12 protein-coding genes are annotated in these 15,021 nt (G+C 40.0%); 3 read left to right on the top strand and 9 right to left on the bottom strand.

Going from position 1 to position 15,021, the window contains the following annotated elements; translation table 11 throughout:
* Window positions 1-61 precede the first annotated feature (61 nt).
* A complete protein-coding gene (locus R3E32_01385) occupies window positions 62-1,687 on the bottom strand; it encodes an AAA family ATPase (GenBank protein MEZ4883358.1) in 1,626 nt (541 codons plus the stop codon).
* A gap of 99 nt (window positions 1,688-1,786) precedes the next feature.
* Here R3E32_01385 and dacB point away from each other — a divergent pair, with 99 nt between their 5' ends.
* Window positions 1,787-3,283 carry a D-alanyl-D-alanine carboxypeptidase/D-alanyl-D-alanine-endopeptidase gene (gene dacB / locus R3E32_01380; GenBank protein MEZ4883357.1) on the top strand — a complete coding sequence of 499 codons (1,497 nt, stop codon included), beginning with the start codon at window positions 1,787-1,789 and terminating at the stop codon, window positions 3,281-3,283.
* Between the two features lie 17 nt (window positions 3,284-3,300).
* Here dacB and R3E32_01375 read toward each other — a convergent pair whose 3' ends face one another.
* On the bottom strand, window positions 3,301-4,524 hold the full coding sequence (locus R3E32_01375) for a T9SS type A sorting domain-containing protein (protein ID MEZ4883356.1): 1,224 nt from the start codon (window positions 4,522-4,524) through the stop codon (window positions 3,301-3,303).
* Window positions 4,525-4,722: 198 nt separating this feature from the next.
* Window positions 4,723-5,541, bottom strand: coding sequence for a DUF6503 family protein (locus R3E32_01370; GenBank protein MEZ4883355.1), 819 nt, complete (start codon window positions 5,539-5,541; stop codon window positions 4,723-4,725).
* Window positions 5,542-5,739: 198 nt separating this feature from the next.
* On the opposite strand from R3E32_01370, the gene R3E32_01365 reads away from it, so the two are divergent.
* The gene (locus tag R3E32_01365; protein ID MEZ4883354.1) at window positions 5,740-6,273 is read left to right on the top strand and encodes a hypothetical protein; all 534 of its coding nucleotides are present in this window, start codon (window positions 5,740-5,742) and stop codon (window positions 6,271-6,273) included.
* A 437-nt stretch (window positions 6,274-6,710) separates the two neighbouring features.
* Window positions 6,711-9,116: a TonB-dependent receptor gene (locus R3E32_01360; protein MEZ4883353.1), complete on the top strand. Its 2,406-nt coding sequence runs from the start codon at window positions 6,711-6,713 to the stop codon at window positions 9,114-9,116.
* Between the two features lie 106 nt (window positions 9,117-9,222).
* On the opposite strand, the gene R3E32_01355 is transcribed toward R3E32_01360, so the two are convergent.
* The 6 genes from R3E32_01355 to R3E32_01330 form a co-directional block, all read right to left on the bottom strand.
* Window positions 9,223-9,840 (bottom strand): hypothetical protein, encoded by a 618-nt coding sequence (locus R3E32_01355; protein ID MEZ4883352.1) that lies wholly within the window; start codon window positions 9,838-9,840, stop codon window positions 9,223-9,225.
* A gap of 105 nt (window positions 9,841-9,945) precedes the next feature.
* Window positions 9,946-10,494 carry a DUF3841 domain-containing protein gene (locus tag R3E32_01350; GenBank protein ID MEZ4883351.1) on the bottom strand — a complete coding sequence of 183 codons (549 nt, stop codon included), beginning with the start codon at window positions 10,492-10,494 and terminating at the stop codon, window positions 9,946-9,948.
* Between the two features lie 91 nt (window positions 10,495-10,585).
* Window positions 10,586-11,713: an ABC transporter permease gene (locus R3E32_01345; protein ID MEZ4883350.1), complete on the bottom strand. Its 1,128-nt coding sequence runs from the start codon at window positions 11,711-11,713 to the stop codon at window positions 10,586-10,588.
* Complete coding sequence (locus R3E32_01340; GenBank protein MEZ4883349.1) at window positions 11,710-12,819, bottom strand: ABC transporter permease; 1,110 nt, start codon at window positions 12,817-12,819, stop codon at window positions 11,710-11,712. Before R3E32_01340 ends, R3E32_01345 begins: the two co-directional genes overlap by 4 nt.
* 240 nt (window positions 12,820-13,059) lie before the next feature.
* Window positions 13,060-13,800 (bottom strand): ABC transporter ATP-binding protein, encoded by a 741-nt coding sequence (locus R3E32_01335; GenBank protein ID MEZ4883348.1) that lies wholly within the window; start codon window positions 13,798-13,800, stop codon window positions 13,060-13,062.
* A 222-nt stretch (window positions 13,801-14,022) separates the two neighbouring features.
* The gene (locus tag R3E32_01330; GenBank protein MEZ4883347.1) at window positions 14,023-14,922 is read right to left on the bottom strand and encodes an ABC transporter ATP-binding protein; all 900 of its coding nucleotides are present in this window, start codon (window positions 14,920-14,922) and stop codon (window positions 14,023-14,025) included.
* Window positions 14,923-15,021: the final 99 nt, after the last annotated feature.

The raw sequence follows: 15,021 nt of genomic DNA, 5'->3' as shown, positions 1-15,021 counted from the left end.
ATAAATTTCTATTTTTTGGGGAGGGATTTTGAGGGGTAGAATTTGTAAAAGAATCGAGCAATTACTTCAAGGAATAATCAATCTCCAACTCCGAAACCTTCCCTTTTCTCGGTTTCTCCAAAAACCCAACCGCCAACTTCAAAATTCTGCGCTTGTCTCCTTCAAAAGCAGCAGTATATTGGTTTTCTTCAATTTGCTGCATCGCCTTGTTCAAGAGTGTTTCCATTGTTCCCAGCTTTCCATGTTTGAACTCAATCACATAGATTTTTTTGGGAAGCCGCAAAACCACATCGGCACGTCCCATACTACCCGATTCTTCGGATTTGATGCGAACACCTATGAGCATCATCAACATTTGGAACAAAGCGTGGTAGTAGGCTTCGTCTGTATTTTTGCGGAGTTCGTGGGGAATATTGCTGAAAAAACGGCGAATCAAACTGATTGCTTGCGGCATATCACCCAATTGAAGCGCAGAACGCAGACGGTTGGCATCCAATTTTACTTCATCGTAGGGCAACTTGTAAAAATAGTAAAGCAAATAAGCCGTAAAAGACCATCGGACTTCATAGTTTGGGTAGGTCAAATAATACTCTTTGATAATGTCAACCGACTTTGTTTTATCAATGGTCAAATAACCTGTATTGTAGAGCAAGTGATTGATATTTAGTTGTTCCAATTCCTTGCTTTTGAAAAACTCGCTTTCTACTCTTAAATTTTCATACGATTTAGCATTTTTGTTGATGGGAGTATTTTTGTGATAGGTTCGATGCAGAATAAAATCTACCAGCAATTTTGGCGTACCTGAACCATACCAATAACCTTCAATTTTTTGGTAGTAGAGTGCAGACAATACAGAATAGGGGTTGTAGATTCGGTGGATGCCATCCCAAGAATATCCATCGTACCAAAACTGTAGGTAGTCTAAAAGTTCTGCTACTGTTTTGCCTTCCTTTTCAGCAAAAGCCTGTAAATGTGGGGCAAAATAGTGTTCTATTTCGCTGCGGGTAAAACCTAAAATGGCGTGGAAAGGGTCGTGCTCTGACAAATCTGTGAGGTTGTTCAATACCGAAAAAACAGATACACGAGCAAATTTGGAAATTCCTGTGATAAAAACCATTCGCCAATAACCTGGGAGATTCTTAATTGTATCGTAAAAATCCCGCATGATTTCTTGGTTGTCTTCTATTCTTTTATCATCGGCAATATGGTCTGTAATCGGTTTGTCGTATTCATCTATCAGCAGAATAATTTGCTTTCCTGTTTGACGATAGATATGTGTTACTAAAGCAAAAAAATAGGTTTTTATATTGTTGTACCGTCTGTCAAAGTTGTAAGGAATTGCATAAAAATTTTCTAAGTAATCAATGATTGATTCTTCAAACTCTGCTTTACTGCCTCCACTTTTTATCAAAGAAAAGTTCAATCGAATGACAGGGTAGTTTCCATGCTTTTCCCAATCGATTTTGTCGTAAATATACAAACCTTCAAAAAGTTCTTTTTTCCCTTCAAAAAAAGCTTCGAGTGTACTGATAAATAGCGACTTACCAAACCTACGTGGGCGAGCCAAGAAATAGTAAGTTCCTTTATCCTCCAAAAGACGTTGTATTTCTTGTGTTTTGTCCACATACAGCATATCTGTTGTACGCAGACGTTTGAAATCAGAATTGGACAATGCAAGTGCTTTCATAAGGGAAAGATACGGAATTATGCTTATATTCGATAAACAAACAACTATTTTCAAACGCAATTAGTTTCCAAACTTCCATCTAAAAACCTATCTATCAACATGAAATTCCATCTTTTCTTCATCGCTTTCCTCTTATTCACCTCAAACCTTACCCTCTCCCCCAATCTGCCCAACTCCAACAGCAACGGTGCGCTTCAAGAAGCCCTGCAAAAATTTCAAAATGACCCCGAATTGCAAAACGCTTCTTGGGGATTTTACGCCAAATCGGTGAAAACGGGCAAAGTAGTGGCACAATACAATGCCCAAAAAAGTCTTGCCCCTGCTTCTTCGATGAAGGTAATCACTACTGCAACGGCTTTGGAAATATTGGGTAAGGATTATACATTTGAAACTGTATTGGAGTATGATGGTCAGGTAGATGCAAGTGGCACATTGAAGGGCAATGTCTATATCAGAGGTGGTGGCGACCCAACTTTGGGCGCACCGAGAGATGATTTGGGTAAGTCGTATGAGGAGGTTTTGCAGCAGTGGGTAGGGGCGATTCGCAAAGTGGGAATCAAAAGCATTGAAGGATATGTGGTGGGGGATGCTCGTTTTTTTGAAGAAGAAAGTGTACCTCCATCTTGGTTGTGGGAAGATTTGGGCAATTATTATGGAGCAGGGGCAAGCGGCTTGTCGTTCCATGAAAACCAATATTTTGCTTACTTCAATTCGGAGGCAAAAGAAGGCAGTAATACACAATTGACCAAAATAACGCCTTCTATTCCCAACTTCAAAATAGTGAATCGGGTAACATCAGGCGAAAAAGGTTCGGGCGACAATGCCTATATTTTTGCAGCACCATACAGCAATATCGCTTATATTCGAGGCACTATTCCGCCTGCTCGTCAAGGTTTTAGGGTAAAAGGTAGCATTTCAAATCCTGCACTTTTTTGTGCTTATCAATTGCAGCAAGAACTGGTCAAAGTGGGCATTGAAGCGGGAAAAGGCTATTCAACAGTGCGAATATTGGAGCATGAAGGTAAATATGTGCCTCTAAAAAGAACTTTTTTGACAAAAATCATTTCTCCTCCTCTTTCCAAAATTGTCTATTGGACCAACAAAAAAAGCATCAATCTTTTTGCAGAACATTTATTGAAGGCATTGGGCAAACACCGATTCGGCAAAGGCACTCGTGAGAATGGCGTTCTACTCGTTGAAGAATACTTGAAGACCTGCAATGTGAACACCAAAGGGTTTTTTATGGAAGATGGCAGCGGATTGTCGCCCATGAATGGCGTGACGGCCCAACAGTTTGGAGATTTGTTGTATGTCTATCGAAACGAAACAAATTATCCAACTTTCTTTGAGTCGCTTTCCGTTGCGGGGAACACAAGTGATGATGGTGGACTCAAATCTTTTTTGCAGGGAACTGCCGCAGCGAACAAGGTTTTTGCCAAAAGTGGTTATATTGAGCGCGTTCGGTCTTATACAGGCTATGCTCAAACGGCTTCGGGCGACCAAATTGCTTTTGCATTGATGGTGAACAACTACACTTGTTCCAATTCGGATATGCGAAAAAAAATGGGGGATTTGGTAGAGAAATTGGTGGATTAACTTCTTTAGAAGGGTATCTATTGCAGAATCACCTTTCTGATAAATGAGCGATTCCCAACTTCAAACTGCACATAATACAAACCATGTGTCATTTCCTTCAAATCTACTTCAATAAACTCCTGACTAAGGGGTTTTTGTCCTGCAAAAATAGACTTAACCAACTGCCCTGAAGCGTTCAGCAATTTGACTGAAAAGGGTGATTGAGGCATTTTTTCAAAAGCTATCTGAACTACATTTTTTGCAGGATTGGGTGAAATTTTCACTGCAAAATTTGCAGCTAAGTCCTTATCAATACTCGTTGAATGTAACAAACCTGTTATCATCCGCACTTTGGAAGGATTCAATGGGCGACCGCCTGCATCGGTTGTAGGAATCGAACTATTGACATATAAGGTATCACCAGTATGAGAAAGTGCCAAACCATTGGGACGAGAAAAAGTAGCCTCCAAAGCTGCTCCATCTTCGTTGCCTCGCTGCGAACTTCCCGCAAAAATCTCTATAGTGCCATCCATTTCTAAGCGGTAAATATTGTGTGTGCTATGACTTGCTACATATAGTACATCTTCTTGTGGCGAATAAGTGATGTGACCATTACTAGCTACAGAAAAAGCGGTGCCAGGTGTTTGAGCAAAAAGCGAGATTGTTCCTGCTGGGGTGATTTTTATAATGTTGCCATTACCAAAATTAGACACATAGAGATTGTTGTCCTTATCAATAGTGATGCCGTTTGGACAACTAAACAAATCACCAGAAGCAAAAAGTGAGCTTGTTCCAGTAGGAGTAACTTTGCGAATCGTATTAACAAAATTGCCACAACAATTGCAGACATATAGATTGTCATCAGGATCAATTGCTATGCCCACATTACAGCTGATTCCGCTTGTGGCAAAAAAAGATAGATTGCCGTCAGGAGTGATTTTGGAAACAGTTCCTGTGCCAATGCTGCTTTGAAACAAATTCCCTTTGCTATCGAAGGCGTTTCCTGAAGCTCCAAAAAGACCTGTGGCAAAAAGACTGACTTCGCCTTCTGGAGTGACTTTCCACACATTTTTGCCATTGGCATTGTCAAGTGCTTCACCAAAATCTGCAACAACGACATTGCCATAGGCATCGACTTTTACACCTCCCGATGCATCGATTTCTTCGACTAAAGTACTCACTTGAATTTGGGCAAAAACAGAAACTACCGTAAAGATAAAAACGAAAACCAAAAAAATAATTGAGTAAATTGCTTGCTTCATTTTTGAAAATTTTAATCAAATGAACTGCAATTTATTCGTCAAAAACTTCCCTCTCTGAATATATAAGACGCAGATTTGTATTTTTGGCTGCAAGGTGAGCGAAAAAAAGCTGCCGCTTTTGCAACAAATCTTACGTCTGGTGTCTTGCATCTTTTGTCTGTTTATTGATTATCAAGATTTCAATTAATATTTCATTACTTAAATTTCCTTAAATCCTTCTGGTGCTTCAAACAAATTGTCCTCGACTTCCACAAACTTGAGATTGCTCAAAGTCGCTTCTCCTAATTGTTCGGTCAAACCATCCTTTGTAGTCCATCCCCAAAATTCCCAATTCGTTGCAATCGGGACACCTGACACTTCTTTATAATTTTTATAGATAATAGCATGAGGATCTTCCTCTGCTTCAGCCTGTGTTTTATTGGCAGTGACGATATAGGCAGCTACGTCAATTAGATGTTTTTCTTCATCTGCATACACAACATACCAATCGTCAGGAGCATCACCCGTTCCTGCCTTGAAAGTTAGTTTGTGAACTAGATAAGATTTGTCGTTCATCGTTTTAGGTTCGTAGTCCGACCATACTGTACCTTCATCACTCAATTTGAAGGGGAAAAGGAAAAAATAAGACCACGTATAGGCATTAAAACGCACTCTTTTTTCATTTTCTATATCGGGTGAATAATATACTTTGTCATTGACATAGTACATTTTATCTCCATTTTGTAGTTCAATCAAACCCTTGCTCGAATTGGTCAGTAAGGTCATTTTACCATTCATTCTTTCCTTGCCGCCAAACATGAGTAAGATATCAAACTGAATCGCTGTTTTCGACAAAAAGCCATATCGGTTGTGCGCTTTTTCCACTTTTTCTACAAAAGGGTCTTTTGATATGGCTACCCTCGTTTTAGGGGGATTTGCAGCTTCATTCTTTGCTTTGTTTTCAGTTGTAGAGTTGCTATTGCAGCCGATAAAAGCAAGAATAACAATTGCTAAAAGCATAAAAAATTTGTAATTCATGGTACTTTTTTTGGATTAAACGTTTCTTTACTTCAATTTTCGTATCCGAATTGAAGTACTAAAAGAAAATGGTTTTGGGCTGAAATTGTTTTACTTAAACACACTTCAATCCATAATTACCAATCACACGACAAATGAGGTAAAACCCAAAGCAATCTACTCGTTTTTTTGTATTTTTGACGCTTCAAATAAATAACATTGAAAAGTAGGTTTTCCAGCATATTATTGATTTTCATACTAATTGCCCCCATCTTCCTCACTTACAGCTGGCTGCAATGCCAAAAAAGTATTGTCAAAAACCAAGTAAAAACACAACTCATCGCCACGATAGAAAAAGAAGAATTGGTCTTGCTGAAATTCTCGAAAACTGAGGCAAAAACAAAATTGAAGTGGGAACACTCCAAAGAATTTGAATTTGACCAACAAATGTATGATGTAATTGAAAGCGAATCAGTTGGAGATTCAATATTTTATTGGTGTTGGTGGGATTATGAAGAAACAGAATTGAACCATATTTTGAAGGAATTGGTAGATTATGCTTTGGGAAATGATTCACAAAATAAAAAAAATCAAACCAAACTCATTAGTTACTTAAAGTCATTGTATTGCACAGATAATTTTGAATGGGATTCAGATTTACAAACCATCCTCCAACAAGAGTTTTTTACCCATTCGATTGATTATCTCTCACTTTCATCCTCTCCTTCTACACCTCCTCCAAAATTAGGTTAAACATCTCAACTGGCGAAACTTCTAAAGTTCATCCAGTTTCCCAATCAATGAATTTCATTTCATTACGTATGCTGCTATCAAATTATTCCATTTGACAGACTGGATAACTTAGTCAGTAAGCACTGAAGTCTTGTGTTTTTTTTTCGACAAATCGGAATGTTCCATTGGCAAGACTTTGATTTTTAAACCACAAAAACATCAAAAGGACACAAAAGACTTTTATAATTTCTTTTGTGTTGTTTGTGCCTTTTGTGGTTCAATTCCTGCAGGGTACTGGCTGGACCAGATTAGACAAATCAAAAGAATAAACTCTTTATTCGTCAAATTCAAGTCATTCACTAACAATTTGTTGAAGGGCTTGAATATTGAATTTCGTAATTAATTTTGTTACAAGTCTATTCTGGCATATTTCTGTTTAACTTAAAAAAACAACAACAATGAAAAATATATTTATACTGTTGTGGTTATTGGGAATGTCCTATAATGCTCATTCTCAAATAATCACCATCAAAGAGCAAAATAGCAATAAACCACTCGAATGGGTAACATTATTCAGTGAACACCCGAGGGTTTTTACCACTACCAATGTAAGAGGACAAGCTGATATCACTCCTTTCAAAGGAGTAGAAAAAATCGAAATTCGCACAATCGCCCACGAAACCATCACAAAAAGTTATGCCGAACTTGAATTGGCTTCTTTTGAAGTATTTCTCAATCTTTCAACACATTATGTAGATGCCGTAGTAGTTTCGGCTTCTCGTTGGCGGCAAACCTCAAGTGATATTCCTTCAAAAATCATTTCGATTTCAACCAAAGAGGCAGCCCTTCAAAATCCACAAACAGCCGCAGATTTGTTGGGAATATCGGGAAAAGTGTATATCCAAAAAAGTCAACAAGGTGGGGGAAGTCCTATGATTAGAGGTTTTGCCACCAATCGCTTGCTTTATACAGTAGATGGCGTGAGGATGAACAATGCCATTTTCCGAGGCGGTAATATCCAAAATGTCATTTCGCTCGACCCTTTTGCCACCGAAAGTACCGAAGTGTTTTTTGGCCCAGGTTCGGTAATTTACGGAAGTGATGCCATTGGAGGAGTGATGAGTTTTCAGACCCTTACCCCTCAATTCTCGCTTACCGAAAAACCCTTAGCAACAGGTAAGGTAATCGCTACTTATTCTTCTGCCAATAAAGAGAAAACGGGGCATTTCGACATCAATTTGGGCTGGAAAAAGTGGTCATTGGTGAGCAGCATCAGTTCGTTTGATTACAACGATTTGCGAATGGGAAGCCATGGCTCTGATGATTATTTGAAGCCTTTTTATGTAGAACGCCGAGATGGTGAGGATGTAGTGATTGAAAATGAAGATCCAAGAATCCAAATTCCTTCTGCTTACTCGCAGCTCAATTTGATGCAAAAAATACGCTTCCGACCAAACGAGCAATGGGATTTTCAATACGGTTTTCACCGCTCCCAAACCTCCGAATATGGACGCTACGACCGCCACAACCGCCTACGAAATGGATTGCCTCGCTATGGGGAGTGGGGTTATGGTCCCCAAAAGTGGATGATGAACAATCTCAACGTCAGCCATAACAGCAACAAAAAAGCCTTTGACCAAATGACCATTCGCTTGGCACAGCAGTCTTTTGAAGAAAGCCGTATCAGCCGTGACCTCAATAAATCGGGTAGAGAAATTCGCACCGAAGAAGTAGAAGCCTATTCTGCAAATATAGATTTCAACAAAGAATTAAGTACTAAAAACACACTTTTGTATGGCTTTGAATATGTTATCAATGACGTGACTTCAACAGGAATTGACGAGAACATCTCTACTGGAGAAGTTCAACAAGGGCCTTCAAGATATCCACAAGCTACTTGGCAATCCATTGCCGCCTACATGAGCAATCAATACAAAATGTCGGATAAGTTTTTGATTCAGGCAGGTTTGCGTTACAATCAATTCATTTTAGATGCCGAATTTGACACCACCTTCTACCCTTTTCCATTTACCGAATCCCATCTCAACAAAGGTTCTTTGACAGGAAGCATCGGCATAGTACACCGCCCTTCCGAAACATGGGTTCTCAGCTCCAATCTTGCCACAGCTTTTCGCTCTCCCAATGTGGACGACATCGGTAAAATCTTTGATTCTGAACCAGGTGCGGTTGTAGTTCCCAATCCCGACCTTGAAGCAGAATATGCTTACAATGTAGATATTGGAGCGGTCAAAACACTTGGTGAAGCAGTGAGAATAGATTTATCAGGCTATTATACAGTGCTTGATAATGCATTGGTTCGCCGTGATTTCACTTTGAATGGCAAAGATAGCATTGTGTATGATGGAGAATTGAGTCAAGTACAAGCCATTCAAAATGCAGCAGTTGCGAATGTATATGGTCTGCAAGCAGGTATTGAAGTAAAACTGTCGTCTGGCTTTGGTTTTTCTTCGGACTTCAATTACCAAAAAGGGGAAGAAGAATTGGATGATGGTTCTAAAAGTCCTTCAAGACATGCTGCACCGTTTTTTGGTACGTCAAGGTTGACCTACTCCAAAAACCGCCTCAACCTACAATTCTATGCTGTGTATCAAGGTGAACGCAAGTTTGAAGATTTGACGCAAGAAGAACAGGGGAAAACCGAAATTTATGCGCTCGATGAAAATGGAAATCCATACTCTCCAAGTTGGTGTACCTTCAATTTGAAGGGAACCTATCAACTGTCTGACCATATTTTGGTGAGTACAGGCATCGAAAATATTGCTGATAAAAGGTATAGACCTTATAGCTCAGGTATTTCGGGTGCGGGCAGGAATTTTATTTTGTCGCTTAGGGCGAGTTTTTAGAGTTTAGACGGGAGATGAAAGGCATGAGAACAAAGGCTTTACGAAATCATATTGCTTATGTCTTTCATCTTTTATGCTTTATTCCAATTCTTTCAGCTAAAACTTTTCAAAGCAGTATGTTCTTTATCTGCTTCAATGCTTTTACAATCACTTCAAAATCAGCATCTTCATTTACTTGATAAGGGCGACTGACTTGATAGGCTGTATCTTTCAGTACCACAAAACGCCAGTCTTTGCCAATCACATACACACCATAAATAGCTTTTCCATCCTTGTTTTGAACCTGAGCAACCAACATCGCTGCAAGCAGTTGTCCTTTAGGGTCGTTGTTACGCCCTTTTTCGGGTTTGTATTCATGGATAAAAAGATAAGGTTTGCGAGGTATCTGTCTGCCTTTTGCCAACATCCAATCTACCCGCCCATACAATTCCCAATTTCCCACCTCTGCTGCTAAATTTCGCTGTGAAAAAGGCGTGTAACCTGTATCGTAATAATCAATCACCAACAACAAAGGTGCAATAAATTGCATTTTGAGTTCATCCTCATTCCAATCTTCATAATAGCGATTAAAAATTTCACTCAAATGGGTCAATTGTTCTGCTTCTTTGTCGGTAATGATTACTTGATTGTATAACCAACTGTCCATCAATGCAAGTGATTGTTGTTCAATACCAAATTCTCGTTCTAAATCCTCCCACAACCAATTCTCAAATGACCGTTTCATCCCCTTGTTTTTTTATTTGATTTCTACAAGATACTACAATTTTACATGAAAAATTGTTTTAGAGAATCTTGTTGTAGAAAAGGCAGGAAAAAAGCAACACCTTCATCAAACTAATTCACCTTCATCAAATTCAAAATCCACATCTGCCTTCAACTTCAAAGGGCGAATGTCGACTACCCACTCCTTCAATAAAAAAGGCAAAGTAGCTTGAATAGAATCGGATTCGTGAAGGTTTTGGGGACTGACTTCAAAAAGTTCCTTCAATTTTTGGGTAGGTAAAATGACCTCTTTTACTCCGATGATGAAATAATCCAAGACCTCATTGTTCCAAGCTCCGTAACTACTCAAAAGGGCGAATTCATCAGGACATTCAAATTCAATGGTTTGTACCCCACTTTCAATTTCCAACAAACTCAACAAATTACTCGCATCCTCCAAAGTTGGGCTTTTGCCATAAACACCACCACAAGAATGCCACGCCCAAATCGGTGCATTGCCTTTGCAGTCAATAGATTTCATTTCCATTTGATCCCGCATCCATTCATACGCTCGTTTCCAAGTAGGGCTGTTATACCTTTCCCATTTAGCAGTCAAAATACCTTCCTTTAGAAGCTCTTCAATAGACTGCTTTGCTTGAAATGTCCAAAGTCGCATAGTCTTTTACCTTGATTTTGAAGTATAAATTTATAATTTCATATCTCGCTCCTCTCCTACCATTTCTATCATCTTAAACAACAGTCCAATATCACTCCACCTTCCGATAACTCGCCACCGCCAACACATTGAATACCACCGCCAAAACCGCCATTGCCCGAAAATTGTGCGCCACATCCGCAAAACCACTTCCCTTCAATAGAACAGAGCGCATCACATTTACAAAATGCGCCAAAGGGTTGGGAAGTGTCAAGTATTGCGCCCATTTTGGCATACTCTCAATGGGAGTGAACAAACCACACATGAGGATAAAAATGATGACGAAGAAAAAGGTGATAAACATCGCCTGCTGTTGCGTGTCCGAAAGGTTGGAAATGAACAAACCTATACCCAAAACGGCAATCAAATTCAGCACACAAAACAAAAACACAATTCCCAAATTTCCCCGCATTGGTACATCAAATATCAGCTTTCCTGCGGTCAATCCAACTGTCAATAAAATCAATCCAATCACCAAAAAAGGAATCATTTTGCCGAGAATGAACTGCCACTTTTTGATAGGAGTCACATTGATTTGCTCGATTGTCCCAATTTCTCGCTCTCTCACGATGTTCATGGCCGTCAGCAACATCACCAAAATCGTCACCAACTCGCCTAAAATACCTGGCACCATAAAATCCTTGTAGTCCAAGTCTGGATTGTACCAATTGGAGTTCACAATTTCGATTTGTGAAAAAGGATTGCGTTTTTGCACCAACAATTGAGGCACAGCATCTTGCCGAATTTCACCATTGAAGGATTGAATAATAGCAGAAAGGTAAGACGCTCCAACAGTTGCTTGTTGCCCATTGATAGAGTTGATGAGCAATTGCAGTTCGGTTGATTTGTTTTTGTAAAAATCTCGCTCAAAATGAGGCGGAATCGTCAGTGTAATGTCCACCAAACCACTTTGCATCAACTCATCCGCTTGTTTATTGGAGGACGGCATTGCGGCCAAAATAAATCGGTCCGACACTTCAATTTTATGAATCAACTGCCGAGAATAAGCCGATTGATCGTGATTCACAATCGCCAATTGCACATCCCGCACCTCATTGCTTGCCGCAAAAGACAAGACAATCAACTGCACAATCGGAACGACCGTAATCAGTGGCAAAATCGCCTTGTTGCGGAAAATTTGGATAAATTCTTTCTGGATGATATACAGTAGCTTTATCATTTATAAACGACTTTAAAATTCTTCCATGCTGCTAACAACAACACGCACATCATCAACACCAAAACCAAGGTCGGATGGAGAATCTCTTCAAAACCCGTTCCCTTCAGCATGATGTTTTGTTGGATGATAATGAAGTATTTGGCAGGCACAATTTTGGAAACATATTGTAGGAAAGTGGGCATACTCGTTATCGGAAACATGAACCCTGACAGCAACATGGTAGGCATCAAGAGACTAAACAAGGAGGTCATCATAGCCGCTTGTTGTGTAGCCGATTTGGTCGAAATCAGTACGCCCAATGCCAAAGACACCACCAAATACAACAAACAAAGCACCAGCAACAAGCCCAAACTCCCCAATATCGGTACGTCAAAAATGTAATACCCCATCCCAAACACGACCAAGGCGTTTATGAAAGACAACAAGATATAAGGAGTCACCTTGCCCAAAATAATGACCATAGGTGGCAAAGGTGAAACCAACAACAAATCCATCGTGCCTGTTTCTTTTTCTTTCGCAATCGTCAGGGAAGTCATCATCGCCGAAATCAACATCAAAATCAAAGCCACCACACCAGGAATAAACGTATAAGCACCAATCAATTTAGGGTTGTAGAGCATCCGCAATTCGAGGTCAATTTGGTAAGGCATCGCCTCCATTTCCGACCGCTCTTGCTGAAAAGTCCGAATCATTTGGCTTGCATAACTCGTCAAAGTAGTCGCATAGTTGGGTTCAGAAGCATCTGCAATCAATTGAATCGTCACCTGTTTGTCTCTATAAAATTTCGCCTGAAAATCAGCAGGAATCACCACTCCCATTTTCACCCTTCCCGCTTCAAAACCCCTCTCCAAAGCTGCTTTATTAGGCGGCAATGTGACCAAACTAAAATGTCCCGATGCCATCAAATGCTCGATCAATGCCTGACTCAAATCATCTTGCGCCTCATCTATCACTGCAATCGAAGCCCCTTTGAACTCGTTGGTAATCGTGTAGCCAAATATCAACACTAAGGCAATCGGCATCCCAAACAGAATCACCAAAGTTCGGGTATCCCGCAAAATGTGCAACCACTCCTTTTTGACAAAAGCAAAGAAAGACTTTAACATTCGTTTGAATTTAAATTAAAATACAATCACAACATTTCACATATTTTGTTGCTCCTCAAATACCGTCCTTATTTCTTGTAGTGGAAAAAGTGCTAAAATCCGTTAAGCACAAAATTCTGTTTGAGCGAAGCGAGTTTATTTTGTGTAGGATTTTCGTGCTTTTGGAACGTTAAGCAAGAAATTCAGACTTGACTTTTTGGTTCTTTTTTGTCAAGAAAAAAGAACAGCAAAAGACCTACATTATCCACGAACCAACTTCAAAAACACCTCATCCATCGTCTCCACTTCAAATTGTTCCTTCAAAGCACGAGGCGAACCCAAAGCCTCAATCCGCCCCGCCACCATAATCGAAATACGGTCACAATATTCCGCTTCATCCATATAATGCGTTGTCACAAAAATGGTTACACCACTATTTGCCGCCTCATAAATCATCTCCCAAAACTGTCGGCGAGTCGCAGGATCTACGCCCCCCGTAGGCTCATCCAAAAAAATGATTTTCGGTTCATGCACACTCGCCACCGAAAACGCCAAACGTTGTTTCCAACCCAAAGGCAAAGAACCCACCACTTTTTTGACATGGTTCTGCAAATCCAATCGCTCCACAATTGCGACTGTTTTCACCTTGATTTGCTTGTGAGAAAGCCCATAAATTCCCCCATAAAAACGAATATTCTCCGCCACCGTCAAATCCTCATACAAACTAAACCGCTGACTCATATAGCCAATATTCTCCTTGATGCGCTCCGTCTGCTTATACACATCAAACCCGGCAACCGTTGCCTCCCCTTCCGTTGGACGGCTCAAACCATTCAACATCTTGATAGCCGTCGTTTTTCCCGCACCATTCGCTCCCAAAAAACCGAATATTTCGCCTTGCGCCACTTCAAAAGTGATGGCATCAACGGCAGTAAAATCACCAAAACGTTTGGTCAAGTTTTTGGCTGTAATTGCAGCTTGTTTTTGTTGTGTTGCTTTCATTTATCAAGTGTTTTGTTCCCACTTCAACTTTTGTCACAGCCTGCTCCGATGACTGAATCGGAGGTCTGCGACCGTTGACAAAGTTTTCGTTCATAAAAAAATCTCTCATCTTCTCCATCTCAGCGTTCAATTTCAAAAATCCAGTGCAGAAAAAACTCTCCATCTCTCCCACTCTCCGTTCAATTTCAAAAATCCAGTGCAGAAAAAAAACTCTACGTTCCATCACATCAAATCCAAAAACACATCCTCAATCGTTGCTTTCGCCTCCTTCAATTCCACCTCCTTATGCCCTTTTGAAGTCAAAAAAGCTTCAATTTCACTTTTTATTGCAAAGTTTTTTGTAGTTAAATGTAAATATTCTCCAAAAGGCTCAACCCTTTCCGCAAAAGGTGCATCTCGTAAATCCTTCAATAGTTGGTAAAAATCAGCAGAACGCACTGCAAACAACGGCTTTTGATAACTATTCGTAATATTTTCAGGTGTGTCAATTTGCAGAATATTTCCTGTTTGAATCAAGGCAATGCGCTCACAAAGAGCTGCCTCGTCCATATAAGGCGTACTGACAAGGATGGTAATTCCCTGCTGCTTCAATCGCTTCAACATTTCCCAAAATTCCGCACGGCTCACCGAATCCACCCCCGTAGTAGGTTCGTCCAAAAACAAGACTTCGGGTTTGTGAATCAAGGCACAACACAAAGCCAACTTCTGCTTCATCCCACCTGACAATTTCCCCGCTCGCCGTTTTTTGAAGGGAACTAACTGTTCATAAATGTCTTCAATCAAATGGTAATTCGCCTCAATCCTTGTCCCAAAAATCGTTGCAAAAAATTGCAGGTTTTCCTGTACAGATAAGTCGGGGTAAAGCGAAAATTTACCAGGCATATACCCAATGATTTTGCGGATTTTTTTGAAGTCCTTCACTGTATCAAAACCCACTACTTCCGCTCTTCCCTCATCTGGAATCAACAAGGTGGTCAATATCTTGAACAAGGTCGACTTTCCCGCCCCATCAGGCCCAATCAAACCAAACAATTGTCCCTCCTCTACCGAAAATTGTATGTCAGACAAGGCTTTGGTTTTGCCGAAAGATTTGGAAATATTGTGGATTGATATTGAAGTCATTGTTATTGTTATTGTTATTTTTTGAACACAAAGACACGGATGCACAGTTTTTTTAGCGTATTTAGTGTCTGAACGGAATCTTGCAAGGAGTTCACAGTC

Source organism: Chitinophagales bacterium (assembly GCA_041392475.1).
Classification (GTDB): Bacteria; Bacteroidota; Bacteroidia; order Chitinophagales; family UBA2359; genus JAUHXA01.
The sequence above is the reverse complement of the archived record's forward strand: the minus strand, read 5'-3'. Positions and strand labels throughout refer to the sequence as shown.